The organism is Stenotrophomonas sp. GZD-301 (assembly GCF_049310345.1).
Classification (GTDB): Bacteria; Pseudomonadota; Gammaproteobacteria; order Xanthomonadales; family Xanthomonadaceae; genus Stenotrophomonas.
The window spans coordinates 13,291-39,954 of sequence record NZ_JBMOWY010000005.1 but is presented as its reverse complement, the minus strand read 5'-3'; the positions used below and the strand labels follow the sequence as shown (position 1 = coordinate 39,954).

Here is a 26,664-nt window from a genome sequence, read left to right as displayed (position 1 = left end):
CCCGCGCAACCCGCGGGGCGGCCGTTGGCTCAGGGTCTGCGCAGCGCCGCCACGCGCTGGGCCAGCTTCTTGGCCGAGATTCCGCTTTTCGCCCCGAGCTCCTGCGCGAACAGCGATACCCGCAGCTCTTCCAGATCCCAGCGCAGTTCCTGCCATTGCGGACGGTCGCGTTGGCCGCGCTGTTCGGCCTCGTGCAGCGCGTCCAGGAACGGGCGCAGTTCCAGCATCCGCGCCTGGTCACGTGGCGGATCGCGCTTGGCACGTTCGGCACGCAGGATCATCGCGCGCAGGTAGCGCGGCAGCTGCGCCAGCGCATCGGCCGGCGTATCGCGCAGGAAGCCGGGATGGATCAGCGCGGCCAGCTGCTGCTCCATGTCATCCAGGTTGCCGCGCGCCCAGCCCATCAACGGCGCTTCCAGCTGCGGCTTGAGCTCGGCCACGTGCGCCAGGATGTTCTCGGCCAGTTTCAACCGCGCCATCGCTTCACCGAACAGGCCCTTGCCCGCCGCATCGCGGCGCTGCGCGAACGCGGCCGGGTCGCGGATGTCGCCCAGGCCGTCGGCCAGCACGGCGTTCATCGCCGCCTCGACCAGATCCCCGCGCAACCGCTCCTGCGATTCGATCGCGGCATACAGCAGGCCGGTCTTGGGCGGAACGGGCAACTGCTTGCGGGCCTGCTTGGCCTTGTCGGCCAGCGCGATCTCCAGCAGGCGGCGCACCCCGCGCGGATGCTGCTCCAGCGCTTCATTGCGATCGGCGAAGATGCGCAGCGCGGCGCTCTCGCCCTCGTCCACCAGCGCCGGATAGGCCGGCACGCCGGCTTCGCCCGGCACCTGCAGCGGAATCGGCGTGGCCGGGAAATCACGCAGCCCGTCAGCCGCCAGCGCCCGCCCGGCCCGCGCGGCAAAGGCCGCGCCGGCCTTCTCGCCGAAGCGCGCCCGCAGCGCGTCCAGGTCGCGGGAGGTGGCCAGCAGCGTGCCATTGGCGTCGTGCAGGCGCAGGTTCATGCGCAGATGCGATTCCAGCGCGGCATCGTCGAAATCGGTAGCGGCCACCTGCGCCCCGGTGGCCCGCGACAGGAACCGCGCCAGCTCGCCGCGGATGTCGTCTGCCGTGGGGTCCGGGTACGCCTCGGCGAAGGCGCGGCCGAAATCCGGTGCCGGCACATAGTTGCGGCGCATCGCCTTGGGCAGGCTGCGGATCAGCGCGGAGGCCTTGTCGGCCACGAAGCCCGGTGCCAGCCACGACAGCCGTGCCGGATCCAGCGCATTGAGCAGGTGCAGCGGAACATCCAGGCTGACCCCGTCGTCCTCGCTGCCCGGCTCGAAACGGTAATGCAGCGCCAGCCGCGCATCCCCCAGCGGCAGGTACGCCGGATACCGGTCGGCATCGCTGCCCTCGCCCGGCAACAGATCGGCCAGCGTCCACGCCAGCGCGCGCCGCTTGTCCGGCGCCAGTCCCTTCCACCACGTGTCCAGGCCGGTCGCCGAATGGATCTCCGCCGGAACGCGGTCCAGATACCAGCGGGCCTGCCAGCCTTCGTCGGCGACGATGCCGGCGCGACGCAGCTTGGCTTCTTCCTCGCGCGCCTGCTCCAGTACCTTGAGGTTGTCGGCGATGACGCTGGCACGGGTGTTGATCTCGCCGGTCACCAGGCCCTGACGCACGAAGATGTCGTGCGCCTCGCCCGGTGCGATGCGGCCGTAATGCACCGGTTTTTTCGGCGCCAGCACCAGCCCGAACAGACTGATCTGCTCCGAGGCCAGCACCTGGCCCTGCGCACGTGACCAGTGCGGGTCGAAGTGCTTGCGCAGCAGCAGATGCGGCAGTTCGGCGATCACCCAGTCCGGTTCGATCGCCGCGTTGGTGAGGCCCCAGATCTTCTGGGTATCCAGCAGCGTCGCGGTGAGCAGCCACGGCGGCGGCCGCTTGGCCAGCACCGAGCCCGGGAACGGCAGGAACCGGCGTTGGCGCGGAGCGAGGAAATCGCCCTTGTCACTGCGGTGGCCGATCTGCGTGGGCAGGCCGGCAATCAGCGCCCGATGCAGCGTCTGGTAGGCCGCAGCGCGCACCTTCTCGCTGAAGCCACCGCGCGCCTCGCGGGCGTCGGCAGGCGCGGCCGATGCCGGTGCCGCCGTGGCGGGCGGCGGCTCGGCCTTGCCTTCACGGGCCAGGCGCGCGGCACGGTGTTGCTGGCCACGGGTAGCCTTGGCCTTGGCCTCATCATCGCGCGCCGGTTTCTTATGCTTTCTCGCTTCCTCTCCCCGCTCCCCTCTCACCCTCGCCGGCGCGGACGATCCGGCCAGCAACGGCTCCAGCGCAGTGGCGGCCGGCTCTTCGGTCCAGCCGAGTTCTTCGCACAATACGCGCAGCTGGCGATGCAGCTCGCGCCACTCGCGCATGCGTAGGAAGCCGAGGAAATGGCGCTCGCACCAGCCCCGCAGCTTGGATTGGGGCAGGTCCTCATGGGCCTGGCGGTAGCCGTCCCACAGGCGCAGCACCCCGACGAATTCGGAGCGGCCGTCGGCAAACAGCGCGTGCGCGTTGTCGGCGGCCGCGCGCGCTTCGGGCGGGCGCTCGCGCGGGTCCTGGATGCCCAGGAACGCGGCGATCACCAGCATCGGGCGCAGGCAGCCCTGGGCCTGCGCCGCTACCAGCATGCGTGCCAGTTTGACGTCCACCGGCAGGCGCGCCATCTGTCGCCCGACCGGCGTGAGCCGGCGCTCGGCGTCCACCGCGCCCAGTTCGCCCAGCTGCTGCCAGCCATCGGCGATGGCGCGCTCGTCCGGCGCCTCCAGGAACGGGAAGTCCTCGATCCGGCCCAGGCCCAGCTGCAGCATGCGCAGGATCACGCCGGACAGGCTGGAGCGGCGGATTTCCGGATCGGTGAACTCCGGCCGCGAGAGGAACTCCGCTTCCGAGTACAGGCGGTAGCAGATGCCCTCCGACACGCGTCCGCAACGGCCCTTGCGCTGGTTGGCGCTGGCCTGCGACACCGCTTCGATATGCAGGCGGTCCAGCTTCTGCCGCGGGCTGTAACGCTTGACCCGGGCCAGGCCGGGATCGACCACGTAGCGGATGCGCGGCACGGTCAGCGAGGTTTCGGCCACGTTGGTGGCCAGCACGATGCGCCGTTTGCTGCCTGGGTTGAACACCTGGTCCTGGTCCTTCACCGACAGCCGCGCATACAGCGGCAGCACCTCGGTTTCGCGGTACTTGCGCCGTTCCAGGGACTGGTGCGCGTCGCGGATCTCGCGTTCGCCGGGGAAGAACAGCAGGATGTCGCCGCGCGGATCGAGCCGGGTGATCTCATCCACCGCCGCCACCACCGCCTCGTTGACGGTGCGCTCGCCATCGCGACCGCCTTCCTCGTCGCCAGCGCCCTCGCCTTCCAGCGGGCGGTAGCGCACTTCCACCGGGAAGGTACGGCCTTCCACGCTGATCACCGGCGCATCGTCGAAATGCTCGGCAAACCGCGACGTATCGATCGTCGCCGACGTCACGATCAGCTTCAGGTCCGGCCGCTTCTTCAACAGCTGCTTGAGGTAGCCCAGCAGGAAGTCGATGTTGAGGCTGCGCTCGTGCGCTTCGTCGACGATGATCGTGTCGTACTGCGACAGCCAGCGGTCGCTGCTGATTTCAGCCAGCAGGATGCCGTCGGTCATGAACTTGATGCGGGTGTCGTCGCCGACCCGGTCGGTGAAGCGCACCTGGTAGCCCACCGTGGTGCCCAGCTCGGACTGGAGTTCCTGGGCCACGCGGGTGGCCACCGCACGTGCGGCAATCCGTCGCGGCTGGGTGCAGCCGATCATCCCGGCCACGCCCCGGCCGGCAGCCAGACACAGTTTGGGCAGCTGGGTGGTCTTGCCCGAGCCGGTCTCACCGGCGATCACCACGACCTGGTGGTCGCGGATCAGCGCGGTGATCCGTTCAGCTTCACGCGCAATCGGCAGGCTGTCATCCAGACTGATCGTCGGCCGGTTCCGTGCGCGTGCCTCACGCCGCTGTACCGACGCCTGCAAGGCCTGCTCGAACGCGGCCGCCACGGCCGCATCGGCCGGTTTGGCTCGACAGCGCGAGAGCATCCCCAGCAAGCGACCGCGGTCGCGGCTCATCGCCCCGTCGATCGCGCGCTGTTGCAGGTGCAGAGAGGAAACGGAAGGTTTGTTGATAGCGGTCATCAATCGGATCGTTTAAAACTTTGATTACATCTGAAAGGTTAGTCTGATCTATTGTGAAGGCCATCCCATCCACAAGGAGGATATCCCCCATGGCGAAAACCAAGACGCCGGCAAAGAAGACCCAGACCGGTAAGCAGAAGCTGGCAACGGCGGCCCCCTCGGCCCCGAACATTGATATCGGGATCAAGGAAGGCGATCGCAAGAAGATTGCCGATGGGCTGGCGGCCTTCCAGGCGGATGCGTTCACGCTCTACCTGAAGACCCACAATTTCCATTGGAATGTCACCGGGTCGATGTTCAACTCGCTGCACACCATGTTCGAGACCCAGTACACCGAGCAGTGGGCAGCCCTGGACGACGTTGCTGAACGTATCCGTGCACTGGGCTTCAATGCCCCGGGCTCCTACCGCGAATTCGCGGCCCTGACCTCGATCGCCGAGGAACCGGGCCTGACCGACAGCGCGGACTGGCGTGAAATGGTACGCCAGTTGGTCGCCGCCAACGAGGCCGTGTGCCGCACCGCCCGCAAGGTGCTCGACGTGGCCGACGACGCCGACGACGCTCCGACCGAAGACCTGATGACCCAGCGCCTGCAGACCCACGAAAAGTACGCCTGGATGCTGCGCTCTTTGTTGCAGTAATCCCTCTGGGGCTTTGCCCCTGCGGGATTTCCAAGGTTCCGCTTCGCGAAACCTTGGACCCTGCACAAGTCGCCGGCCACAGCCCCCGCGCCTGTCGGCGCGCCCCCCTTGACTCAAGGGGGGCTCCTTCCCCGGATGGCTCTTCGCTTACGTTCAAACCCAGAATTGGATGACCCTCCTCGGGTCGCTCAGCCCTGTAAACTACGAGGATGTCTTCCCGCCCCGCGCACGACCTGCTCAGCCGCATTTTTGGTTACGACGATTTCCGCGGTCCGCAGCAGGCGATCGTCGAACATGTCGCCGCCGGCAATGACGCGCTCGTATTGATGCCCACCGGCGGCGGCAAGTCGCTGTGCTACCAGGTGCCTTCCCTGCTGCGCGACGGCACCGGCATCGTCATCTCGCCGCTGATCGCGCTCATGCAGGACCAGGTCGAAGCCCTGCGCCAGCTGGGCGTGCGCGCCGAGTACCTCAATTCCACCCTGGATGGCGAGACCGCCGCCCGGGTCGAACGCGAGCTGCTCGCCGGCGAACTCGAACTGCTCTACGTCGCCCCGGAACGCCTGCTCACCGGCCGCTTCCTGTCCCTGCTGGCACGCAGCCGGATCGCCCTGTTTGCCATCGACGAAGCCCATTGCGTCTCGCAGTGGGGCCATGATTTCCGCCCCGAATACCGCCAGCTGACCGTGCTGCACGAGCGCTGGCCGGACGTGCCGCGCATCGCGCTCACCGCCACCGCCGACCCGCCGACCCAGCGCGAAATCGCCGAGCGGCTGGACCTCACCAACGCCCAGCACTTCGTCAGCTCCTTCGATCGTCCCAACATCCGCTACACCGTCGTCCAGAAGGACAACGCCAAGCGCCAGCTGCTGGACTTCCTGAAGGCCCACCGCGACGCGGCCGGCATCGTCTACTGCATGTCGCGGCGCAAGGTCGAGGAAACCGCCGAGTTCCTGTGCCGCGAGGGCATGAACGCCCTGCCCTATCACGCCGGCCTGCCCGCCGAGGTGCGTGCCGCCAACCAGCGCCGCTTCCTGCGCGAGGATGGCATCGTGATGTGCGCCACCATCGCCTTCGGCATGGGCATCGACAAACCCGATGTCCGCTTCGTCGCGCATACCGACCTGCCCAAGTCGATGGAAGGCTACTACCAGGAAACCGGGCGTGCCGGGCGCGATGGCGAGCCGGCCGAGGCCTGGCTCTGCTACGGCCTGGGCGATGTCGTGCTGCTCAAGCAGATGATCGAGCAGTCCGAAGCCGGCGAAGAGCGCAAGACGCTCGAGCGCGCCAAGCTCGACCACCTGCTTGGCTACTGCGAATCCATGCAGTGCCGCCGCCAGGTCCTGCTGGCCGGCTTCGGCGAAACCTACCCGCAGCCGTGCGGCAACTGCGACAACTGCCTGGTTCCCCCCGATGCGTGGGACGCCAGCGTGGCCGCACAGAAGGCGCTGAGCTGCGTGTACCGCAGCGGCCAGCGCTTCGGCGTGGGCCACCTGATCGACATCCTGCGCGGCGGCGAGAACGAGAAGATCCGCCAGTTCGGGCATACCGAACTGAGCACTTACGGCATCGGCAAGGACCTGGACGCCCGCACCTGGCGCAGCGTGTTCCGCCAGCTGGTGGCCGCCAGCCTGCTCGAAGTGGACAGCGAGGCCTACGGCGGCCTGCGCCTCACCGATGCCAGCCGCGACGTGCTCAAGGGCCGGCGCAAGGTCATGATGCGCCGTGAGAGCCCCGCCGCCGGCCGCGAACGCGACCGCAGCGGCCAGCGCACCGGCCTGTCCGTGCTGCCGCAGGACCTGGCGCTGTTCAACGCCCTGCGCGGCCTGCGTGCCGAACTGGCCCGCGAACAGAACGTGCCGGCGTTTGTGATCTTCCACGACAGCACCCTGCGCAACATCGCCGAACAGCGGCCCACCAGCGTCGATGCGTTGGCCCGGGTGGGTGGCATCGGCGGCACCAAGCTGTCGCGTTACGGCGCGCGGCTGGTCGAGATCGTGCGCGAGGAAGGCTGATGCGGCCGTCCCTGCCGACGGAGTGGGCTCCAGAGTTGAACCCCGCGTTCAGCCACGGGTGCGCCTCCGCCGCGTTGGCGGTAAGGTGACGCCCATGACCGCCGGTGGCCTGCTCCTGCGCCTGATCCTGATGCTCAGCCTGTTGCTCAACGGGTTGAACGCTGCCTTGGCCGGGCCAATGGCACTGGCAATGGCGCACCCGGTGGATGCCGCCGTCACCGCTCCCGCGCCGCCCTGCCACGGCCACGACGCCGTGGCCGCGCCGCCGCAGACGGCAGGGCTCGACCACGCCCAGGCACCGCACGAAAGCGACCCCTGCAAGATCAAGGATTGCCTGCGCACCTGCGCACAGCAGCCCAGCCTGGCTGTCCAGATTGCCTGGATCGCCACACCGCCCCCGCCCGCGCTGGCACCGCTGCCACCGGTCCGCGCCACCCTGCCCAGCCTGCCGCTGGACCGCATCACCCGCCCTCCGATCGCCTGATCCCGCGCTCCCCACGAGCGCCCGACTGACGCGATGCCCCGCGCTGCCTGCGCGGATGGCGTACTGGCACCTGCGCGTGCCATTGGATCCGATTCGGAGCTGCAATGTCTTTCCCAACCCAACCCGGCCCGGGCGCCCTGCCCATGCCGTCGCGCCGCCTGTTCGTCCAGGGGCTGGCCGCCGGTGGCGTCGCCGCCGGTCTGGCCGCCACCGGCCTCAGCCCACGCGCGTTCGCCGCCGCCGGTCCCGGCCTCGCTGCCGCCCCGCAGGTCCTCAGCGGCCAGGAATTCCAGTTGAGCATCGGCGAGTCGCTGGCCAATTTCACCGGCCGTACCCGCCCGGCGATCACCGTCAACGGCAGCCTGCCCGCCCCCATCCTGCGCTGGCGCGAGGGCGACACCGTCGCGGTCCGCGTGGCCAATGCGCTGCAGGGGCATCCCACTTCCATCCACTGGCACGGCATCCTGCTGCCGGCCAACATGGACGGCGTGCCCGGCCTGAGCTTCAACGGCATCGCGCCGGGCGAGGCCTACCAGTACCGGTTCACCCTCAAGCAGTCCGGCACGTACTGGTACCACAGCCATTCGATGTTCCAGGAACAGGCCGGCCTGTACGGCGCACTGATCATCGACCCGCTGCAGCCGGCGCCGTACCGCTACGACCGCGAGCACGTGATCATGCTCTCGGACTGGACCGACATGGACCCGGGCGCACTGTTCCGGCGCATGAAAAAGCTCGCCGAGTACGACAACTACTACAAGCGCACCCTGCCCGACTTCCTGCGCGACGTGCGCCGCGACGGCTGGGCGGCGGCCACCGCCGACCGCGGCATGTGGGGCCGGATGCGGATGACCCCCACCGACATCTCCGACATCAACGCGCACACCTATACCTACCTGCTCAACGGCACCACGCCGGCCGGCAACTGGACCGGTCTGTTCCGCAGTGGCGAAAAGGTGCTGCTGCGTTTCATCAACGGCGGCTCGATGACCTACTTCGACGTGCGCATCCCCGGCCTGAAGATGACCGTGGTCGCCGCCGACGGGCAGTACATCCATCCGGTCACCATCGATGAATTCCGCATCGCACCGGCGGAAACCTTCGATGTCATCGTCGAACCCAGCGGCCAGGATGCCTACACCCTGTTCTGCCAGGACATGGGCCGCACCGGTTATGCCGCCGGTACGCTGGCAGTCCGCCACGGCCTGCAGGCCCCCATTCCCGCGCGCGACCCGCGCCCGCTGCTGACCATGTCCGACATGGGCCACGACATGGGCGGCATGGGCCACGACATGAAGGGCATGGAAGGCGGCTGCGGCGCGAGCATGGGCCACGCCGCGCACGGCGGCAACGACAAGGCGCCGCGCCACGCACCGAGCGAGACGGGCAATCCGCTGATCGACATGCAGAGCATGGCCACCGAGCCCAAGCTCGACGATCCCGGCATCGGGCTGCGCGACAACGGCCGCCAGGTGCTTACCTACGGCGCGATGCGCAGTCTGTTCGACGATCCGGATGGGCGCGATCCCGGCCGCGAGGTCGAACTGCACCTCACCGGCCACATGGAAAAGTTCAGCTGGTCCTTCGACGGCATTCCCTTCGCCAGCGCCGAACCGCTGCGCCTGAACTACGGCGAGCGCATGCGCATCGTGCTGGTCAACGACACCATGATGCAGCATCCCATCCACCTGCACGGCGTGTGGAGCGACCTGGAAAACGCCGATGGCGACTTCCACCTGCGCAAGCACACCATCGACATGCCACCCGGCACGCGGCGCACCTACCGCGTGCGCGCCGATGCGCTGGGCCGCTGGGCGTACCACTGCCATCTGCTGTACCACATGGAAGCGGGCATGATGCGCGAAGTGAGGATCGAAGAATGAGCACGCTCACCGCTCACGCCCCCCGCCTGCTGACGGCGGCACTGCTGGCCGCACTGTCGGCGCCTGCCTGGGCACAGTCGCATGCGCATTCCACCGCGCCTGCGGAGACCGCCCCGCCCGCCACCGCCGGTACATCCTCGCACGCGGGCCACGGCGGCATGGACCATAGCAAGATGGACCATTCGACGATGGACCACGGCAACATGGACCACAGCACGATGGACCATTCGACAATGGACCACGGCAGCATGGACCACGGCACGATGGACCATTCGACGATGGACCACGCGGCCCCCGCGCCGCGGGAACCGCTCGAGCCGATTCCCGCCGTCACCGCGGCCGATCGCATCGCCGCGTTTCCACCGATCGACCACGGCGCGATGGAACACGCGCCGGAGATCCACAGCATGCTGCTGATCAACCGCCTGGAGCAGTGGGACGGCAAGCACGGCAATGGCCAGGCCTGGGAGGCCAGTGGCTGGATCGGCGGCAACATCAACCGCCTCTGGATGCGCAGTGAAGGCGAGCGCAGCGATGGCCGCACCGGATCGTCGGATCTGGAACTGCTGTACGGCCGCAGCGTGTCGCCGTGGTGGGACGTGCTGGTCGGGGTGAAGCAGGATTTCCGTCCTGCCGACGCGCGCACCTGGGCGGCCATCGGCATCCAGGGCCTGGCGCCGTACAAGTTCGAGACCTCCGCCACCGCCTACATCGGCGAAGGCGGCCAGGTCGCGGCCACGGTCGAAGTGGAGTACGAACTGCTGCTGACCAATCGCCTGATCCTGCAACCACTGGTGGAGGCCACGTTCTCGGCCAAGGATGAACCCGAGTACGGCACCGGTGCCGGCCTGAACAAGGTGGAGGCCGGCCTGCGCCTGCGCTACGAGTTCAGCCGCCGCTTCGCGCCTTACATCGGCATCAGTCACGAGCGCCTGTTCGGCGACACCGCCGACCATCACGCGGCCGCCGGCGAAGACGCGCGCGACACCCGCTGGGTAGCCGGCGTGCGGGTCTGGTTCTAGGCCTGCATGCGTCCCGGGCGCCGCGTGCGCCCGGGGCATGCCCGGGATGCCGTAAGCTGCCGCACCGTTTCCCCGTACGCGCTCCCATGTCCCTGCAGATCCGCCGCGCCAGCGTGGCCGATGCCGACGCTGTGTCGGCCATTGCCATCGCGACCTACACCGAAACCTTCGGCGATTCGTATCCGCCGGAGGATCTCCATGCGTTCCTGCAGGCGCACTACAGCCCGGCACCGCAGCGGCGCGAGCTGGACGATCCGCACAGCGCGGTGTGGTTGCTGGAAGAGGACGGGCGCGCGGTGGGCTATCTGGCGGCCGGCCCGAACGGGTTGCCACACGCCGACGCGCGCCCCGGCGATATCGAGCTCAAACGCCTGTATGTGCTGGCCCGCCACCAGAGCGGTGGTCATGGCGCGCGCCTGATGGACGCGTTCCTCGCCTGGCTGGACCAGCCCGCACGCCGCACCCTGTGGGTGGGCGTGTGGTCGGAAAACCACGGTGCGCAGCGCTTCTATGCGCGCTACGGCTGCGTGCCGGTCGGCCAGTACGACTTCGTGGTCGGCGACAGCCGCGACCTGGAATTCATCCTGCGCCGGCCCTGAGACCGGCGCAGCCGGGCCGGCTCAGAAATCGAACAGGTCCGACAGGAAGCTTTCTTTCTTCTTCTTGCGATAGCCCTGCTGGTCGCCGTACTGCTGGCCCAGATGACGCGTATCGCGATGCTGCACCGACGGCGGCGGCGGGGGGGGCGTGGCCGCACGCACCGGTGCCGGCGCGGCGCCGCCCACCGAGCGTTCGATGATCTTGTCCAGTTCGCCACGGTCCAGCCACACGCCACGGCACTGCGGGCAGTAGTCGATCTCGATGCCCTGGCGCTCGGACATCACCAGCGCCTGGGTCTTGCATACGGGGCATTGCATCGTCGCCACTCCATCGATCAAACCCCGACTCTACCCTGCCGTGGCTGAGTACGGCGCAACGCCGCGTGACCAACGGCCCCCCGACCTCTGCCCCATGTCCCCGCGTTGCCGGCGCCGCACACTGCGCGTATCGCACGCCAAGGAATCCGGCCATGCCCGCGTCCCACCGCCGTCCCCGCTGGCTCAGCGCCAGCCTGATCGTCGCCACCCTGCTGGTGTCGATCAACCTGCGTGATCTCGCTGGCTGGGCCGGCCTGCCGATTCCCGGCCTGCCCATCCCCTTCGGCGGCGCCATCCTCGACAACGGGCTGGGCGTGCTGCTGGTCATCGCGGTCGCGGGCTGGCTGCGTCCGGACCTGCCGCTGCGGCAGGCGCTGGGGCTGGGTGGCAGCGGCTGGCAGGGCCCGGCCATCGTGCTGCTGGCCACGCTGCCGTGCTGGCTTGGCCTCTGGTGGCTGGGCGGCATCAGCACGGAGGCGCGCCTGCTGCCGCTGGTGATGCTGGCGCTGCTGTTTCCACTGGCCGAGGAAATCGTCTTCCGTGGCTTCGGCTTCCTGTTCGCCCACCGCCAGCAGGGCTGGCCCTGGTGGCTCGCCGCGCTGGTGCAGGCTGTGATCTTCGGTGCCATCCACTGGTGGTCGTTCGGCGGTGGCGGCGGAATGGCGCTGCAGGTGTTTGCGATGACCGGCATCGGCGGTGTCGTGTTCGCCGTGCTGTGCAGCCTGGATCGCAACACGCTGTGGAGCGCCGTGGTCCTGCACGTCTCGCTGAACATGGCCTGGAACGTCATGCAGGTGAGCGACGCCACCGCGATCGGCTGGCAGGGCAACAGCCTGCGGCTGTCGGCCGCGCTGCTGGCCGTCGTCGGCGTGTACCTGCTGCATCGGCATCGCACCCGCCGGGCCGCCTGCACGAGCCGCTAACCTGCGCCGCCCCATACTTGCGCGCCGTTTCCGGCCAACCCCAGGGAATTCCGCGTCATGTTGCTGTCCAAGCGCCACGTCATCCCGCGCGTACTGCTGATCGAAGACACCGAAGATACCCGCGAGCTGAGCCGGCTCGCGCTGGAAAGCCAGGCCTGCGAGGTGACCGCGGTCAGTTCGGCCGAAGCGGCGCTCGGCCTGCTGCGCGCGGGCGAGCGTTTCGATCTGGTGTTCACCGATGTGTGCCTGGGCGACCTCAATGGCATCGATGCCGCGCACCTGATCCGCAGCGCCCAGCCCGGGCTGCCGGTGCTGGTCACCTCGGGGCTGGACCCGGCCGAGGTCACCGCACGCCTGCGCGAAGGCATTCATTTCCTGCCCAAGCCCTACTCGATGAGCGAGCTGCTCGACGCCATCCGCTCCTGCTTCGGTGCAATGGAAACCGGGCGCGCTGCCTGAGCCGCGCAGGCCCGCGCCTTCATCCATTCTTCATCCGCCACTGGCATCGTTCGATCCACAGGGCCCGCCCGTGGGCCACGGACCGATACCATGCAGACCCGTCTTCTGTGGAGCGCACCGCTGTTGCTGATCGCCAGCCTCGCCGATGCGCGGGCCGATGATGTCGTCACCTGCGAAAGCCGCGACAACCGGTATCACGCCTGCTCCCTGCCGTACGCCGGCCATGTCAGCCTGGAGCGGCAGTTGTCCGGCGCGGACTGCCGCCAGGGCCGCAGCTGGGACTACGACCGCCGCGAGGTGTGGGTGGACGACGGGTGCCGGGCCACCTTCCGCGTGCAGGGGGGCGGCTCACGCCATGACCGGGACGACGATGACAATCACGACGCCAAGGTTGCCGCCGGCGTGCTGATCGGTGCGGCCATCCTGGGCGCGCTGGTCCACAACGCCAACACGTCAGACGACCGCTACGACGACGACCGTTACCAGGGCGCCCGGCACACCTCGTATGTGCCGTCCTGGATGATCGGGGAGTTCGAGGGCTACAACGCCATGTACGGTGCCGACATCCGCATGCGCATCGACACCGACGGCCGCATGTCGGCGCAGGCGCGCGGCCAGACGCTGTCCGGCTGGGTCAACGGCGGCCGGCTGAATGTCGGCGACAGCGTGTTCGACATCAGCCAGAGCCGCGACGGTTTCGTCACCACCGAAGTGGGCGACCGCCAGAACGAAGTGCGCTACCGCCGCGTGCGCTGACCGGCGCGCGCGTCAGGGTTCGACCGTGCAGCGCAGCGCGGTGCCGTAGAAGTCCAGCGTCGCCTCGCCTTGGTGTTCCCAGAACTCCACGCCTTCGCGGCCGTAGCGGCTGCCGCTGGCGCTTTCGATCGGGAACACGATGGCCTGGTCGGTGCCCAGAGTCACGATCGCCGCCGCCGGGTCGATGTCGTTGTAGAACACCACCTTCAGCGGCTTGGCGGCGTCGTCGCAGCGATAGCTACCGGTCGCGCTCGCGCGCACGCCGCCGCTGTTGACGGTCAGCTCCACCAGACGCGTCTGGTAGGCCTCGCGCAGGCACTGTCGCGGGTCCACGGCGCGGGTGCAGGCGTCGCGGCCCTTGATCCAGCCGCGCTGCTCGGCGGCGATGTCCAGTTCGTCCGGCGCGGTCTGCACGCGCTTGTACTGCGCGGCCAGCTGTCGGTCCAACGCTGCCAGGCCCTCATCGGTGCACACCCACTTCTCCGCGTCGGAGGTTGCCTTGGCGCAGTCGAACGACGGGCTGGCCGTGGCCGTATCCGACGGCGCTGCGGGCAGTGCGACGGGGGCGGTGCGCGCCGGCGCGGCGGACGCGGCGGGGTCGGTCGCCTCGGGACTGCGCGAGCAGCCTGCCAGGACCAGTGCAACGGCAACGGTGAGGACGATACGGTTCATGCAACCTCCAGCGGTACGACGACGGACAGCCTCGTATTCTGCGCGCACCGGCGCGCAACGGGTATCGCCGCGCAGTATCGCCGCCGCCCCGTTGACGGCAGGTGCACGCGTCCGCACGGCCGTCGCAGCGGTAGGATGTGCCCTGCCTGCAACAAGGACCTTGCATGACCACCGCCAGCAACGCCGCCGTACCCGTATCCGCCGCCACGGCCAGGACGCCGCCACGCCGCCGCGCGCGCGTGGCGTGGCTGATCCTGCTGCTGTCGTGGCTGTGTTTCCTGCTTCCGCTGGGCTGGGCCGGGCTGCTGCTGGGGATCGCGCTGGGTCTGTGTGGCGGCGTGCTTGCCATCGTCACGATGTTCAAGGGCGGTGTACTGCTGGGCCTGTTCCCGCTGCTGCTGTCGCTGCTGGCCTCGCCGGTGCTGCTGCTGGTGGGCATGGTGTACTTCAGCGGCTTGATCGATGATGACTATCTCCAGTCGCACGATCGGCAACGGTACGAGCGCGGGCACGACAGCAGCGACACCGTGATCGACGTCATCGACCTGTTCACCTGAACGCCGCCACGCGCAGGCACACGCAGGCACACGCACTAACCCTACCCTCATGCGCGTGCGACCCCTGCGTAACGGCACCGGGTCCAGCATGGTCCTGCGACATCACGTCGTATTGGAGTAACACCATGTCCAACATGCAGAACAACGAAAACAACGTCCAGAAGAATGCCGCTGCCCAGACCGATCAGCAGAAGGAGCAGGAGCGCAAGGACGCGTTGGCCAAGCAGCAGAAGCAGGAACAGGGCACCAAGGACAGCACCCGGTCGCCGCAGCAGAAGTAACCGCGGCGTCGCTGCACAGGTACGGTGGGGCTGCGCGTTCGCGCAGCCTCACGGATGTCCGGGATCACGACGGTCCCGAGGATCAGGTCGGCGCGTGCAGGGTTTCCCAGCGCAACGGCCGCACGGCCGGATGGAGCTGCAGGTCCGCCGACAACCACACGCTGCCGGCGACCGACGCGTTGATCACGTCCAGCACGCCAGGCGGCAGGCGAAGCCCATCGCCCACCGCCACCAGCATCATGCGACGGTGGAACAGCACGCCGTCTTCCAGCAGGCATCCCTCGCCCAGGCGCAGTCGTCTGCCCGTCGCGTCTTTCAGTACGATCATCATTGACCCACTCCGTGGCGGGCACGCCTTGCGTGCCGCCGGTACTGTTGCATGAGATGTCCGACGCTTCCTCAGGGATCGCGCGCGCGCATGGTGTCCAGCCGCCCGCGCATGTCGTCGCGGCACAGGCGTGTGTCGCGCAGCATCGCGTCCAGCGTCCCGCACGTGTCCTCACCAAGGTCACCGTGGCGTACCGCCGCTTCCATGACCCGGATCAGCCGGGCCTCGCTGGCCTGGCTTTCGCTCAGATACTGGATGCCTGCATCGCCCAGCACCGTCCCCAGCCAGCCGAAATAGCCGCGTACATGGCCGGCGATCGTGCCGTGTCGCACGGGCCGGCCGCCTTCCAGGCGTACCAGGCCGCTCACGCGGTCCACCACCCTGGCGTTCGACTCGGCCATGCGCATCAGCAGCGCGCCCAGGTCCGGGTCGTTGTCCTGCATGTCCGCTACGCCGCGCGCATACAGGTCATGCCCGTCGCGGGCCACGCCAATGATCTGATTGAGGGCGCGGACGCGCGGGCCGGTGTTGATGGTCTTCATGGCACCGCTCCGCGGGATCGTCGATCCCGACTTCAGGGGTACGGCCTGATCATGCGCGCGGTTGCCGAACGGGGGTGTGAGGGCGCTGTTGTTTGCTAGCATCCTGCAGGTTCCATGCAGACACCGGCGCAACGGCGCGCCGCACCCGCGGAGATCACGGATGACACCACGCACGCTACGGATGGCGCTCACCGGCGCACTGCTCGGGGTGCTGGCAACGGCACCTGTCCACGCCGCCACCGAGGTGGACCGCGCCGCCTGGCGTGCCGATCTGGCCGCGCTGACGCAGACGCTGCAGGACGACTACGCCCACCTGGCGTGGATGGCGTCGCCGCAGAGCGGTGTGGACCTGCCGGTCCTGGCGCATGCCGCCGCCCGCGCGGTGGACGAGGCGCACAGCGATGCCGAAGCGGAACAGGCACTGCGCACCTTTCTGGCCGGTTTCCATGATGGGCACCTGGCCCTGCTCGACCGCCAATCAACCGATGCACCCGGGCCGATGCCCGCTGCGGTGGACCCGCGCGCCCTCGACGCGACCACCGGCTGCGCGGTGCTGGGCGTGGTCGACGAAGGCCGCCAGGACTACAGCCTGCCGCTGCAGACGCTACCGGCGTACCGCGCCGTCGGCGGCAACGCCGAGCCGGCCCTGCGCAGCGGTGTGATCACCCTCGCCGACGGGCGCCGCCTCGGCCTGCTGCGCCTGCACGAGTTCGACGCGCTGCGCTATCCCGGCCTGTGCCATCGGCTGTGGCCGCAGCTGCGCCACGCCGATGGGGTGCGCACCATGCGGGCCACGCTGCAGGAGGCCTGGGTCGCGGAGATCGCCGCCACACTGCGTCGCTTCCGGCAGCAGGCCGTGGACGCCGTGCTGGTCGACGTCGGCACCAATCCCGGTGGCGACGACAGCGGCGACACCCTCGCCCGCCTGTTCACCGATCAGCCGGTGCGCTCGGCCACGTTGCAGATGAGCGCGTCCGGCGCCGGCGTCGACTATCTGCAGGAGCAGTTCGAGCGGCTCGACGACGCACTGACCCGGCACCATCCCGATGCCCGTGCCCGCCCGTTGCTGGTGCAGCAGCGCACGGCGTTCGCAGCCGCGCTGCGCGCCGCACAGTCTCCCGCCTGTGTTCTGTCATGGGTCTGGCAGACCCAACAGGACTGGACGGCACAGCGCTGCCGGCGTCTGGTCGCGGCCGGGACATCGGGTGGGCCGTTGGCCGACCCGGCGGTGGACCGGCTCGACGACTTCCTCATCGCCCACCGCCTGGACTGGGCGCAGGACGTGCGTGCGCATCGCGGCGCCTGGACCGGTCCGGTCTATCTGCTGATCGACGGCAAAACCTCGTCCTCGGCGGAGATGTTCGCGGCCCGCCTGCAGGACAACGCCATCGCGCGCGTTGTGGGCAGCCGCAGCGGTGGTTACGGCTGCGGGTTCATGAGCGCCGCGTCACCGGCCGAACTGCCCAACAGCCATCTGCGCGTGCGCATTCCCAACTGTGTGCGGCTGCGTGCCGATGGCAGCGACGAGGTCGCCGGCATCGTCCCGGACCTTGCGGTCGGCGCGCGTGCCGGCGAATCCGCGCGCGCCCGTGCGCAGCGTCTACTCGACGTCATCGACCGCGATCTGGCACGACACTGACGGGACCACCTCGCGCCGGTTGATCACTGGTTGATCGACAGGCGCGTTCAGCGCGGACAGCGCCTGCTCAACGTGGAGCCGGCGCTCATCGCGTGGTGTTCAGATCTGCGCGCCCTGCGTAGCGCCGTGCCCGGTGGTCGCGTCGTACTCGACATCGCGCGCCTTGAACTCCTGAACCACGGCCTTGCCGATGCCATCCAGGGTGGTGCCCAGTGCCGCGCAGGTCGAGCTGCGTTTGACCGCCGCCGCGCGACGTTCGATCTCGGCTGCCGCGAGCGCACCGGTTTCGACATGGCCGTCCTCATGCAGGCGAAGCGCCTGGCTGTACCGCTCCCATTCGCTGCGCAGCGCCGGCGACGCGCGATCCACATCCACCCAGCGCGGCAACTGCATGGTGGTGCTGCGCTGGACGGCGAACCCGGTCAGCCGGCAGCCACCGCGATCGGTGCTGTAGTTGTAGCGCCATTGCAGGTTCCAGTTCACCTGGCCGTGGTGGCGTTCGCCGTCGTCATCAACCGGCCCGAGGGCGCTCAGCGACGCGCGCAGTTGAGGGAGCGTGGTTCCCTGCACGTCGTAGTACTCGACCGTCAGCCCGGCATCCGGCGCTGCGTGCGCGGTCGCAGTGCCCAACGCGGCGAGCAGCAGAGCGGCCCCGCCTGCGCGGCGCCACCCGGGCGCGATCCCGGTGCGTGCAGCCACCGCTCCGTGTGTTGCCGGCGCTGCCGTCGTGTGCGTTCCCTGCGTCATGCGCTGTCCCTGCCGTTCAATGAAGCAGAAAGATTGCGTGAAATGCTGGCGGCCCGCAACGTGGCGCAACGAAAAAAGGCGCCCTCGCAGGCGCCTTCGTTCATCGATGCAGTGGTGGGCCGTGATGGATTCGAACCATCGACCAAAAGATTAAAAGTCTTCTGCTCTACCGACTGAGCTAACGGCCCATTGCATGCCCCGACATCGCTGCCGGGGGTGCGCATTCTAACCTATCTTGGCGCGCAGGCGTACCCGTGTGGCGATCAGGCGTAACGGGTGGGATCGGCCACGCCGGCATCGGCGAAGCCCTGCGCGCGCAGGCGGCAGGCATCGCAGTGGCCGCAGGCCGCGCCGCTGTCGTCGGCGTTGTAGCAGGACACGGTCAGCCCGAAGTCCACGCCCAGGCGCACGCCTTCACGCACGATGTCGGCCTTGCTCAGGAACTGCAGCGGCGCGTGGATCTGGATGCCCGCCCCTTCCACGCCGGCCTTGGTGGCGAGGTTGGCCAGGGTCTGGAAGGCGGTGATGAACTCGGGGCGGCAGTCCGGGTAGCCGGAGTAGTCCACGGCGTTGACGCCGCAGAAGATGTCGTTGGCGCCCAGCACTTCGGCCCAGCCCAGGGCGACGGACAGCATGATGGTGTTGCGCGCCGGCACGTAGGTGACGGGGATGCCCTCGCCGCCCGCCTCGGGCACGTCGATATCGTCGGTCAGCGCCGAGCCGCCGATGCTGCGCAGGTCGACGTTGACGGTCTTGTGGGCGACGGCGCCCAGCGCCGTGGCGACCGCGGCGGCGGCATCGAGTTCGGAGGTGTGGCGCTGGCCGTAGCGCACGCTCAGCGCGTGGACGGCGAAGCCCTGCTCACGGGCGATGGCGACGACGGCGGCGGAATCCATGCCGCCGGACAGGAGGACAACTGCATTCTTCATGGGGGGTATTTCCGGTAGGTTGCGGGAAAGCCAGCACGCTGTCCCGCGCCGGAAGTGATCAGGAAGGGAGGCCCGGGGCCGCCCGGCAGCCGGTCATCGCCCGGGTGCGTCGTCCCAGAGGAGCTTGTGAAGCTGCATCTGGAAGCGGACCGGCAGGCGGTCTTCGACGATCCAGTCGGCCAGTTCGCGCGGGCTCACCTGGTCCTTGCTCGGCGAGAACAGCACCATGCTGCGCTCGTTGAGCCGGTGCTCGGCGACCATGCTGCGCGCCCAGTCGTAGTCCTCGCGGCTGCACAGCACGAACTTGATCTGGTCGCGGCGGGTCAGCAGCGGCAGATTTTCCAGCCGGTTGCGGGCCATTTCACCCGAGCCGGGGGTCTTGAGGTCAACCACGCGCGAAACGCGCGGATCCACCGCGCTGACGTCCAGCGCACCGGAGGTTTCCAGCGAGACGTCCAGGCCGGCATCGCAGAGCTTCTCCAGCAGCACCAGGCAGCGCTTCTGCGCCAGCGGCTCGCCGCCGGTCACGCAGACGTGGTGGACGCCCTGCGCCAGCACCTCGGCGACGATCGCATCGATGTCCCACCAGGTACCGCCGTGGAAGGCGTAGGCGGTGTCGCAGTAGGTGCAGCGCAGCGGACAACCGGTCAGGCGGACGAACACGGTCGGCCAGCCGGCGGTATCGGCTTCGCCCTGCAACGAGGTGAAGATCTCGGTGATCTTCAGGCGCGGCAGGGGCGATTGCACGATCTCGCTGGGGAGCGCGGCGGCGGCGGACAGGGATACGGTCATGAGGGTGTTCTGGGACTACGGCTGCGGAAACGACGACGGCCGGGCATGGCCCGGCCCTACAGGGTGACGACCGCACTGGCGGTTGCCCAACAGCCAAGTATACCGGCCTGGGCCGGCGGGGTCTCAGCGGATCTGCTGGCCCAGCCGGATCGACTGCAGGCGGTCCTGCGCGGTGCGCGCGGCATCCGAGCCCGGGTAGGTGCTGACGACCTGCTCCAGGGTGGCCTGGGCGGCGTCGATCTTGCCTTCGCCATACTGCGACAGGCCGATTTTGAGCATGCCACCGGACGCCTTGTCGTGGGTCGGGTAGCGCGAGACGAGGTCGCGGAACTGCGCCTCGGCCAGCGGGAAATTGCGTGTGGCGTAGTAGCTCTCGCCCAGCCAGTACAAGGCATTGGGGGTGTACACGCCGTTGGGGTACAGCTCCAGGAAGCTCAGGAAGAGCTGCGAGGAATCGTCGTACTTGCCGGCCTTGAGGGCGTCGAAGGCGACGTTGTAGGCGGTGCGTTCGTCGCCGCTGGCCGACAGGCTGCCAGGATCGCCGTGCACGGAAGGCGGCCGCTCGGAAGCGGCCGTTGCCGGTTTCGGGGGGGCCACGGGGGCCTTGGCAGCAGGCGCGGCAGGCAGGGCCGGCGCAGCGCCGCCTTCCAGCCGGTTCAGCCGCCCGTCCAGATCCAGGTACTGGTCCTGGCTGGTCTGCTTGAGCTGGGCGTTCTCGTGCTGCAACTGCTCCACCTGCGACTGCAGCGCCTGCATCTGCGTGCGGAGCTGGTTGAGCTGGTTGAGCATGTCCGTGTTGGACTGGTTGTTGAGCACCTGCTGCTCAAGCGACCCCACGCGGTCGGCCAGACTCTGGCGTTGCGCGTGGGCCGGTGCGGCAGCCACGAGGGCTGCCGCAACGATCATCGATATGAATCGAAGGCGCATCTATTACTGAGCGGTGTAGACGATTTCGACGCGACGGTTCTGCGACCAGCAGGACTCGTTGGTCTCGGTGCAGACCGGACGCTCTTCACCGTAGGACACGACGGTCAGCTGCGAAGCCGAGCCACCGTTGGCCTGCAGTGCCGAGGACACGCCATTGCCACGACGCTCGCCCAGGGCCTGGTTGTAGGCACGCGAACCGCGCTCGTCGGCGTGGCCCTGCAGGGTGATGCGCGAGGACGGACGGTCACGCAGGTACTTGGCGTGGCAAGCCATGATGGCCTGGAATTCCGGCTTCAGGCTGTCCTGGTCCAGGTCGAAGTACACGACGCGCTGACGCAGGCAGGAATCGGTATCCAGGTCGCCCGGACCGTACAGGCCCGAGGTGGACGGACCGGTGGGCTGGGTGGTCGAGGTGCCGGTATCGACCGGAGCTTCCGGCGCTTCCTTCACCTTCTTGGAGCAACCGGCCAGGACGGCCACGGACAACAGGGAGACAAGCAGAACACGGGTGGACTTGTTCATGGCGATACCTTTGAGGCTCCTAAAGCCGGATGAGGGATGAATACGGCGAATCTTAACACTCTGTTAGCGCTTTGTACGGTATGGCGACCACGAAGGTTCGCGGACGTCACCGTCCGCCAAAACCAGCCGCTGGCGCACGCGCGCATCGGCCGAAACGGCATACAACACGCCACGACCACCTTCGCGGGCGGCGTACAACACCATGCTTGCGTTGGGCGCAAAGCTCGGCGATTCGTCCAGCGAACCCGGCGACAGCGTGCTCCAGCGCGCCGAACCCAGGCTGCTGTCCATCAGCGCGATCTTGTAGGTGTTGCCGCTGCCCTGGGCCACCACCAGCTTCTTGCCGTCGTAGGACAGGCTCGGGGTGGCGTTGTAGTTGCCCTGGAAGGTCACGCGCGAGGCGCTGCCACCGCTGGCCGGGACCTGGTAGATCTGCGGGCGGCCGCCACGGTCGGAGGTGAAGTAGACGTTGCTGCCATCCGGGCTCCAGGTCGGCTCGGTGTCGATGGCGAAGTGGTTGGTCAGCTGGGTCAGCTGCTTGCTGCCCAGGTCCATCACGTAGATTTCCGGGTTGCCGCTGCGCGACAGCGACAGGGCCAGGCGGCGGCCGTCCGGGGAGAACGAGGGGGCGCTGTTGATGCCGCGGAAGCTGGTGACCAGCTCACGGGCGCCGGTGGCGATGTTCTGGATGTAGATGGCCGAATTGCCGCGCTCGAAGCTGACGTAGGCCAGCTTGCTGCCGTCCGGGCTCCAGGTCGGCGAGAGCAGCGGCTCGGCCGAACGCACGATGGTCTGCGGGTTGAAGCCGTCCGAGTCGGCCACCATCAGGGCATAGCGCATGGCATCGCCCTTGCCGCTGGCGGTGACATAGGCGATGCGGGTCCAGAAGGCGCCGCGTACACCGGTGATCTTCTCGTAGATGGCATCGGCCATCTGGTGGGCGACATCGCGCATGGCGGTGCCGCGTGCGGTCATTGCCAGGCCAAGCAGGCGCTCGCCCTTGGGCACGTCGTACAGCTCGTACTCGACGCGGTAGGCACCGGCGCCGGCGTCCATGACGCGACCGACCACGATGTAGTTCTGCTTCAGCGCGCGCCAGGTGGGGAACTGGATCTCGCTGCCGCGGGTGGGCTTCTCGACGATCTGCGCTTCGGGCAGGGTGCTGAACTGGCCGGAACGGTCCAGGTCGGCGCGGACCACGGCGGCCACATCGGTGGCCGGTGCGGCGGCGGAGCCCTGGTAGGGCATCGGCACCACGGTGATCGGCGTGGCCGAGACACGGCCGCCGATGATGTCGATTTCAAGGCCCTTCTGCTGCGCCAGGGCAGCAAACGGGAGCAACAGGGCCGCACACGCGACCAGTAAACGAGACATCATCTTCATGGAATGCTCAGTCGGGAAACCACAACGAGGGATAACAGAACCGGGTTGAACGGTTTCGCAATCATGAACCAACCGCACGTGAAATCCGAGTGTCGAACCGGGGCGCTCTCACATCGCGTTAACGATACGGGCGCCCCACGGGCTCACTCCGGCCGGAAATTCAGGGTCAGTTCGCGCGCGAAAACGGTTTCGAAGCCTCGGTAAGGCAACGGCTGGGCGTTCAATACTGCCGCCTCCAGCGAGCGTTTGGCCGCATCATCGTAAGGGCACGGCGGCACCACGGTAGCCGACATGACCCGCCCGCCCGGCAGCTGCACGATCGCGATCCGGCAGCCCTGCCCCGGCGAGACGCTCGGCGGACGGATCCAGGTTTCGGTGACCTTGGCCTGGATGGCGGCAGCGTACTTGGCCCGCAGGTCGTCGCTGGTACCGCCCGCCCCGGCCGCCGGCTGGGCAGCCCCGGTAGCGCCAGCCGTCGAGGCGGCCGCGCTGGCCGCGCGCGCGGCGGTGACCTGGCGCAGCTTCTGCTCGGCCAGCTTGGCTTCGTTCTCGGCCTGGGCACGCTTGGCGCGGATCTCGGCCAGCTTCTTGTCGCGCTCGGCCTGGGCCTTGGCGTCATTGGCCTTCTGTTCCTGCTCGGCCAGCTTCTTTTTCTGGTCGGCCTCTTCCTGCTGCTTGGCCAGCCGCAGCTTCTGCTCGGCCTGTTCCTGGCGCTTGCGCTCGGTCAGGTCGATCTGTTCCTGGCGGCGCTTGGCCTCCTGTTCCTGCTTGGCCTTCTCGGCCGAGACCGCCAGGGCGTTGACGGCTTCCTGATCGATCTTGTCCGGCTGCGCCACGCGCTCCTGGGCCTGTTGCTGCTGCGGGGTCGGCGCGTCCTGCGGGCGCGGCTCGGGCAGCGGCTGCGGCGGCGGCACGGTGTCTTCGGGAATGGGCTCGGGCTGGGCTACCGGCTCGGGCAGCGCAGGCAGCGATTCGGAGGCACGCAGCGCCTGGCGCGCGGCCGAGGCCTCGGCGGCCGACAGCTGCAGGCTCGCCTCGATCGCCGGGTCGCCGGCGGCGGCCTCGGTGCTGCGCTGGGGCGACCACAGCCAGGCGGCGATGAACACCAGCGCCAGCAGCAGGTGCACGGCCAACGCCAGCGCGATCGGCAGACCCCACTTTTCCTCGGGCTGGCGCTGCGGTGGCAGGGCTTCAGCGTGCATCGGTCGCCAGACCCACCTTTTCGACGTTGGCGCGCTTGATCACGTCCATTGCCGCAACGACCTTTTCATAGGCCACGGCGCGGTCGGCAGCGACGATCACGCGCAGGTTCTTGTCCTGCGCCGACAGCGCGCCGAGGCGCGCCTGCAGTTCGGCCGCCTCCATCACGGCCGGCTCCTTGGCGTCGGGCAGCTTCAGCGTGAGCTGGCCGTCCAGGCGCACCGAGACGACGACCGGGTCCTGCTTGCTCTCCAGCGCCTTGGCCTGGGAGTTCGGCAGGTCCACATCGAAGCTCAGCGTGAGCAGCGGCGCGGTGACCATGAAGATGATGAGCAGCACCAGCATCACGTCGATGTACGGCACGACGTTGATTTCGGATTTGAGCTTTCGGCGCTTGCGGCGGCCAATGGCAGCGGTCATGGCAGGGTCCTTGGTGCTGGGCGCTTACTCGTCGCCCGCGGTCTGGCGCTGCAGGATCGAGCTGAACTCTTCTGCGAAGGTTTCGAAGCGGACCGACAGGCGCTCCACGCGGGTGGTGAAGCGGTTGTAGGCCCACACCGCCGGGATCGCCACGAACAGGCCGATGGCGGTGGCGAACAGTGCTTCGGAAATGCCCGGCGCGACCGAGGCGATACCGGCCTGCTCGCCGCTGTTGATCATGTCGTGCATGGTCACCATGATGCCGAACACCGTACCGACCAGGCCCACGTACGGGGCGGTCGAGCCGATGTTGGCGAGCAGCTCCAGGCTGCGCTCCATCTGGTCCACTTCACGGGTGTAGCTTGTGCGCATGGCGCGCTGGGCGCCTTCGAGCTGGGCGCGGCCGTCCAGCCGGCGCTTGTCGCGCAGGCGGGTGAACTCGCGGAAGCCGGCTTCGAAGATCGCTTCCAGGCCGCCCACCTTGCGGTTGCGGTCGGTGGCGGCGCTGTACAGCTTGCCCAGGTCCGCACCGGACCAGAAGCGGCTTTCGAACTCATCAGCCTCGCGGTTGGCGGCGTTGAACACGCGCGCCTTGCGGAAGATGATCACCCAGCTGATGAACGAGCCGGCCAGCAGCAGCAGCACGATGATTTTCACCGGGATGCTGGCCTTGACCATCAGGTCCAGGTAATTGATGCCACCGCCATGCGCGGCTTGCGCGACGGTCTGCGACGCGGCGCTGGTGACTTCCTGCGGCAGCGCCTCGACCACCGTGGCCTGCAGGGCCAGGAGCATTGCGATCATCCGTTGTTCCTCAGTGTGCGGATTCTGGAAATTCGTGGTGTTTCAGCACGGCATGGAATGCATCGTCCATGCCGCGCGGTTTGAATGTGGTGGCGTCCAGTGCCGCGATCTTCACCTGCGCGGTCAGCAGCGTTTCATCGCCGCGACACACCGCCTGGTGGAACACCAGGCTGGCGCGCTTGCACTGCACCAGCGTGGCGGTCACGGCCAGCGCATCGTCCAGTCGCGCCGGCCTCAGGAAATCCATGCTCATCGAGCGGACCGCGAACACCAGCCCGTGGTCGGTGCGCGTGCGCTCCTGCCCAAAGCCCAGTGCCCGCATCCATTCGGTGCGCGCCCTCTCCATGAAGGCGACATAGCGGGCGTGGTAGACCACACCGCCAGCATCGGTATCTTCCCAGTAAATGCGTGTCGGCCAACTGAACCCGGGGCTAACCGACATCCGGAACCTCCGCGAACAGGTCGGCGGGCGGGTTCTTCGGCTTCAGGCCCATGTGCCGGTAGGCCTTGTGCGTGCACATGCGGCCGCGCGCGGTACGGATCAGAAAGCCCTGCTGGATCAGGTACGGCTCGACCACGTCTTCCAGGGTGCCGCGTTCTTCGGACAGGGCCGCTGCCAGCGACTCGATGCCCACCGGGCCACCGTCGAAGTAGTCGACCATCGTCCTGAGCAGGCGCCGGTCGAGGTCATCGAACCCTTCCGGGTCCACTTTCAGCATCTGCATGGCGGCCTGGGCCACGTCCTGGTCGATATGGCCGGCGGCCTTGACCTGGGCGTAGTCGCGCACCCGGCGCAGCAGCCGGTTGGCGATGCGCGGGGTGCCGCGCGAGCGCCGCGCGATCTCGGCGGCGCCTTCGGCGGTGCAGTCGATGTTGAGGATGGCGGCCGAGCGACGCACGATCCGGGTCAGTTCCTCGGGCGTGTAGAACTCCAGCCGGTGGACGATGCCGAAGCGGTCGCGCAGCGGCGCGGTCAGCAGGCCGGCCCGGGTGGTGGCCCCGATCAGGGTGAACGGCGGCAGGTCGATCTTGATCGAGCGGGCCGCAGGGCCCTCGCCGATCATGATGTCGATCTGGAAATCTTCCATCGCCGGGTACAGCACTTCCTCGACCACGGGCGACAGGCGGTGGATCTCGTCGATGAACAGCACATCGTGCGGCTGCAGGTTGGTCAGCAGCGCCGCCAGATCACCGGCCTTTTCGATCACCGGCCCGGAGGTCACCCGCAACGCCACGCCCAGCTCGTTGGCGATCACGTGGCTCAGGGTGGTCTTGCCCAGTCCGGGCGGGCCGAAGATCAGCACGTGGTCGAGCGCGTCGCCACGTCCCTTGGCCGCGTCGATGTAGATCGACAGCTGCTCGCGCACAGGCGCCTGGCCGAGGTAGTCGGCCATGCGCTTGGGGCGGATGCTGGCGTCGGTGGTGTCATCCTCGCGGGTGGCACCGGCACCGATGATGCGGTCGTCAGTCATGGGGCAATTATGCGGCAAAAGGAAGAGGATTCGGTTGGGCTGCGCCCGGCGCCCGCAGAGGCCGAAGCCGAAACCAAGGCAACGGCGCCAGCCGGTTTACTGAGAGACGGCGACACTCCGTGCGCCGCCGAGGCAAGCAAAGCCGGGACATCTTTGTCCGCGGCTCGC

Annotated in this window: 28 protein-coding genes and 1 tRNA gene; 12 read left to right on the top strand and 17 right to left on the bottom strand. The window is 68.4% G+C overall.

Features of this window, described 5'->3' with window-relative positions:
• Positions 1-29: 29 nt before the first annotated feature.
• Complete coding sequence (gene hrpA, locus ACO6VK_RS01125) at positions 30-4,181, bottom strand: ATP-dependent RNA helicase HrpA (RefSeq protein WP_422505056.1); 4,152 nt, start codon at positions 4,179-4,181, stop codon at positions 30-32.
• 89 nt (positions 4,182-4,270) lie between these two features.
• On the opposite strand from hrpA, the gene ACO6VK_RS01120 reads away from it, so the two are divergent.
• The 6 genes from ACO6VK_RS01120 (at position 4,271) to ACO6VK_RS01095 (ending at position 10,825) form a co-directional block, all read left to right on the top strand.
• Positions 4,271-4,822: a Dps family protein gene (locus ACO6VK_RS01120; RefSeq protein ID WP_411851866.1), complete on the top strand. Its 552-nt coding sequence runs from the start codon at positions 4,271-4,273 to the stop codon at positions 4,820-4,822.
• A 209-nt stretch (positions 4,823-5,031) separates the two neighbouring features.
• Positions 5,032-6,837, top strand: coding sequence for a DNA helicase RecQ (gene recQ / locus ACO6VK_RS01115; RefSeq protein WP_422505055.1), 1,806 nt, complete (start codon positions 5,032-5,034; stop codon positions 6,835-6,837).
• Between the two features lie 94 nt (positions 6,838-6,931).
• Positions 6,932-7,321, top strand: a complete 390-nt coding sequence (locus ACO6VK_RS01110; RefSeq protein ID WP_422505054.1) for a CopL family metal-binding regulatory protein — start codon at positions 6,932-6,934, stop codon at positions 7,319-7,321.
• A gap of 104 nt (positions 7,322-7,425) precedes the next feature.
• Entirely contained in the window at positions 7,426-9,204 is a 1,779-nt protein-coding gene (locus ACO6VK_RS01105; protein ID WP_422505053.1) for a copper resistance system multicopper oxidase, read from the top strand.
• Positions 9,201-10,226: a copper resistance protein B gene (locus ACO6VK_RS01100; protein WP_422505052.1), complete on the top strand. Its 1,026-nt coding sequence runs from the start codon at positions 9,201-9,203 to the stop codon at positions 10,224-10,226. The genes ACO6VK_RS01105 and ACO6VK_RS01100 overlap by 4 nt, the downstream gene beginning before the upstream one ends.
• Before the next feature lie 86 nt (positions 10,227-10,312).
• Positions 10,313-10,825 (top strand): GNAT family N-acetyltransferase, encoded by a 513-nt coding sequence (locus ACO6VK_RS01095; protein WP_422505051.1) that lies wholly within the window; start codon positions 10,313-10,315, stop codon positions 10,823-10,825.
• 21 nt (positions 10,826-10,846) lie between these two features.
• Here ACO6VK_RS01095 and ACO6VK_RS01090 read toward each other — a convergent pair whose 3' ends face one another.
• Positions 10,847-11,143, bottom strand: a complete 297-nt coding sequence (locus ACO6VK_RS01090) for a zf-TFIIB domain-containing protein (RefSeq protein ID WP_422505050.1) — start codon at positions 11,141-11,143, stop codon at positions 10,847-10,849.
• Positions 11,144-11,295: 152 nt separating this feature from the next.
• Between ACO6VK_RS01090 and ACO6VK_RS01085 the strand changes: the two genes are divergently transcribed.
• From ACO6VK_RS01085 to ACO6VK_RS01075, 3 genes are all read left to right on the top strand, one after another.
• A complete protein-coding gene (locus ACO6VK_RS01085; RefSeq protein WP_422505049.1) occupies positions 11,296-12,066 on the top strand; it encodes a CPBP family intramembrane glutamic endopeptidase in 771 nt (256 codons plus the stop codon).
• Between the two features lie 57 nt (positions 12,067-12,123).
• Positions 12,124-12,525, top strand: coding sequence for a response regulator (locus ACO6VK_RS01080; protein WP_422505048.1), 402 nt, complete (start codon positions 12,124-12,126; stop codon positions 12,523-12,525).
• A gap of 90 nt (positions 12,526-12,615) precedes the next feature.
• A complete protein-coding gene (locus tag ACO6VK_RS01075) occupies positions 12,616-13,281 on the top strand; it encodes a DUF3011 domain-containing protein (protein WP_422505047.1) in 666 nt (221 codons plus the stop codon).
• 12 nt (positions 13,282-13,293) lie between these two features.
• Here the strand turns inward: ACO6VK_RS01075 and ACO6VK_RS01070 are convergent, their stop codons facing one another.
• The gene (locus tag ACO6VK_RS01070; protein ID WP_422505046.1) at positions 13,294-13,953 is read right to left on the bottom strand and encodes an MliC family protein; all 660 of its coding nucleotides are present in this window, start codon (positions 13,951-13,953) and stop codon (positions 13,294-13,296) included.
• A 164-nt stretch (positions 13,954-14,117) separates the two neighbouring features.
• Here ACO6VK_RS01070 and ACO6VK_RS01065 point away from each other — a divergent pair, with 164 nt between their 5' ends.
• The gene (locus ACO6VK_RS01065; RefSeq protein WP_422505045.1) at positions 14,118-14,510 is read left to right on the top strand and encodes a hypothetical protein; all 393 of its coding nucleotides are present in this window, start codon (positions 14,118-14,120) and stop codon (positions 14,508-14,510) included.
• A gap of 125 nt (positions 14,511-14,635) precedes the next feature.
• Positions 14,636-14,791 carry a hypothetical protein gene (locus ACO6VK_RS01060; RefSeq protein WP_422505044.1) on the top strand — a complete coding sequence of 52 codons (156 nt, stop codon included), beginning with the start codon at positions 14,636-14,638 and terminating at the stop codon, positions 14,789-14,791.
• 82 nt (positions 14,792-14,873) lie between these two features.
• On the opposite strand, the gene ACO6VK_RS01055 is transcribed toward ACO6VK_RS01060, so the two are convergent.
• Together ACO6VK_RS01055 and ACO6VK_RS01050 are read right to left on the bottom strand one after the other, a co-directional pair.
• A complete protein-coding gene (locus ACO6VK_RS01055) occupies positions 14,874-15,122 on the bottom strand; it encodes a hypothetical protein (RefSeq protein ID WP_422505043.1) in 249 nt (82 codons plus the stop codon).
• 68 nt (positions 15,123-15,190) lie between these two features.
• Positions 15,191-15,661 (bottom strand): PA2169 family four-helix-bundle protein, encoded by a 471-nt coding sequence (locus tag ACO6VK_RS01050; RefSeq protein ID WP_422505042.1) that lies wholly within the window; start codon positions 15,659-15,661, stop codon positions 15,191-15,193.
• A 160-nt stretch (positions 15,662-15,821) separates the two neighbouring features.
• Here ACO6VK_RS01050 and ACO6VK_RS01045 point away from each other — a divergent pair, with 160 nt between their 5' ends.
• Complete coding sequence (locus tag ACO6VK_RS01045; protein ID WP_422505041.1) at positions 15,822-17,300, top strand: S41 family peptidase; 1,479 nt, start codon at positions 15,822-15,824, stop codon at positions 17,298-17,300.
• 99 nt (positions 17,301-17,399) lie between these two features.
• Here the strand turns inward: ACO6VK_RS01045 and ACO6VK_RS01040 are convergent, their stop codons facing one another.
• The 12 genes from ACO6VK_RS01040 to ruvB all read right to left on the bottom strand — a co-directional run bounded on the left by ACO6VK_RS01040 (position 17,400) and on the right by ruvB (position 26,496).
• Positions 17,400-17,999, bottom strand: a complete 600-nt coding sequence (locus ACO6VK_RS01040) for a DUF922 domain-containing protein (protein WP_422505040.1) — start codon at positions 17,997-17,999, stop codon at positions 17,400-17,402.
• 160 nt (positions 18,000-18,159) lie between these two features.
• Positions 18,160-18,235, bottom strand: a tRNA-Lys gene (locus ACO6VK_RS01035).
• A 75-nt stretch (positions 18,236-18,310) separates the two neighbouring features.
• Positions 18,311-18,976, bottom strand: a complete 666-nt coding sequence (gene queC, locus ACO6VK_RS01030) for a 7-cyano-7-deazaguanine synthase QueC (protein ID WP_422505039.1) — start codon at positions 18,974-18,976, stop codon at positions 18,311-18,313.
• A 93-nt stretch (positions 18,977-19,069) separates the two neighbouring features.
• On the bottom strand, positions 19,070-19,768 hold the full coding sequence (gene queE / locus ACO6VK_RS01025) for a 7-carboxy-7-deazaguanine synthase QueE (protein ID WP_422505038.1): 699 nt from the start codon (positions 19,766-19,768) through the stop codon (positions 19,070-19,072).
• A 123-nt stretch (positions 19,769-19,891) separates the two neighbouring features.
• On the bottom strand, positions 19,892-20,695 hold the full coding sequence (gene ybgF, locus ACO6VK_RS01020; protein WP_422505037.1) for a tol-pal system protein YbgF: 804 nt from the start codon (positions 20,693-20,695) through the stop codon (positions 19,892-19,894).
• A 3-nt stretch (positions 20,696-20,698) separates the two neighbouring features.
• Positions 20,699-21,217, bottom strand: a complete 519-nt coding sequence (gene pal, locus ACO6VK_RS01015) for a peptidoglycan-associated lipoprotein Pal (protein WP_017357010.1) — start codon at positions 21,215-21,217, stop codon at positions 20,699-20,701.
• 63 nt (positions 21,218-21,280) lie between these two features.
• Positions 21,281-22,600 carry a Tol-Pal system beta propeller repeat protein TolB gene (gene tolB / locus ACO6VK_RS01010; RefSeq protein ID WP_422505036.1) on the bottom strand — a complete coding sequence of 440 codons (1,320 nt, stop codon included), beginning with the start codon at positions 22,598-22,600 and terminating at the stop codon, positions 21,281-21,283.
• A 143-nt stretch (positions 22,601-22,743) separates the two neighbouring features.
• Positions 22,744-23,802 carry a cell envelope integrity protein TolA gene (tolA, locus tag ACO6VK_RS01005; protein ID WP_422505035.1) on the bottom strand — a complete coding sequence of 353 codons (1,059 nt, stop codon included), beginning with the start codon at positions 23,800-23,802 and terminating at the stop codon, positions 22,744-22,746.
• Positions 23,792-24,220, bottom strand: a complete 429-nt coding sequence (tolR, locus tag ACO6VK_RS01000) for a protein TolR (protein WP_017354679.1) — start codon at positions 24,218-24,220, stop codon at positions 23,792-23,794. Before tolR ends, tolA begins: the two co-directional genes overlap by 11 nt.
• Positions 24,221-24,244: 24 nt before the next feature.
• Positions 24,245-25,024, bottom strand: coding sequence for a protein TolQ (tolQ, locus tag ACO6VK_RS00995; RefSeq protein WP_411851888.1), 780 nt, complete (start codon positions 25,022-25,024; stop codon positions 24,245-24,247).
• Positions 25,025-25,034: 10 nt separating this feature from the next.
• The gene (gene ybgC / locus ACO6VK_RS00990) at positions 25,035-25,466 is read right to left on the bottom strand and encodes a tol-pal system-associated acyl-CoA thioesterase (protein ID WP_017354677.1); all 432 of its coding nucleotides are present in this window, start codon (positions 25,464-25,466) and stop codon (positions 25,035-25,037) included.
• Positions 25,456-26,496, bottom strand: coding sequence for a Holliday junction branch migration DNA helicase RuvB (gene ruvB, locus ACO6VK_RS00985; protein WP_411851889.1), 1,041 nt, complete (start codon positions 26,494-26,496; stop codon positions 25,456-25,458). Before ruvB ends, ybgC begins: the two co-directional genes overlap by 11 nt.
• Between the last annotated feature and the right edge of the window lie 168 nt (positions 26,497-26,664).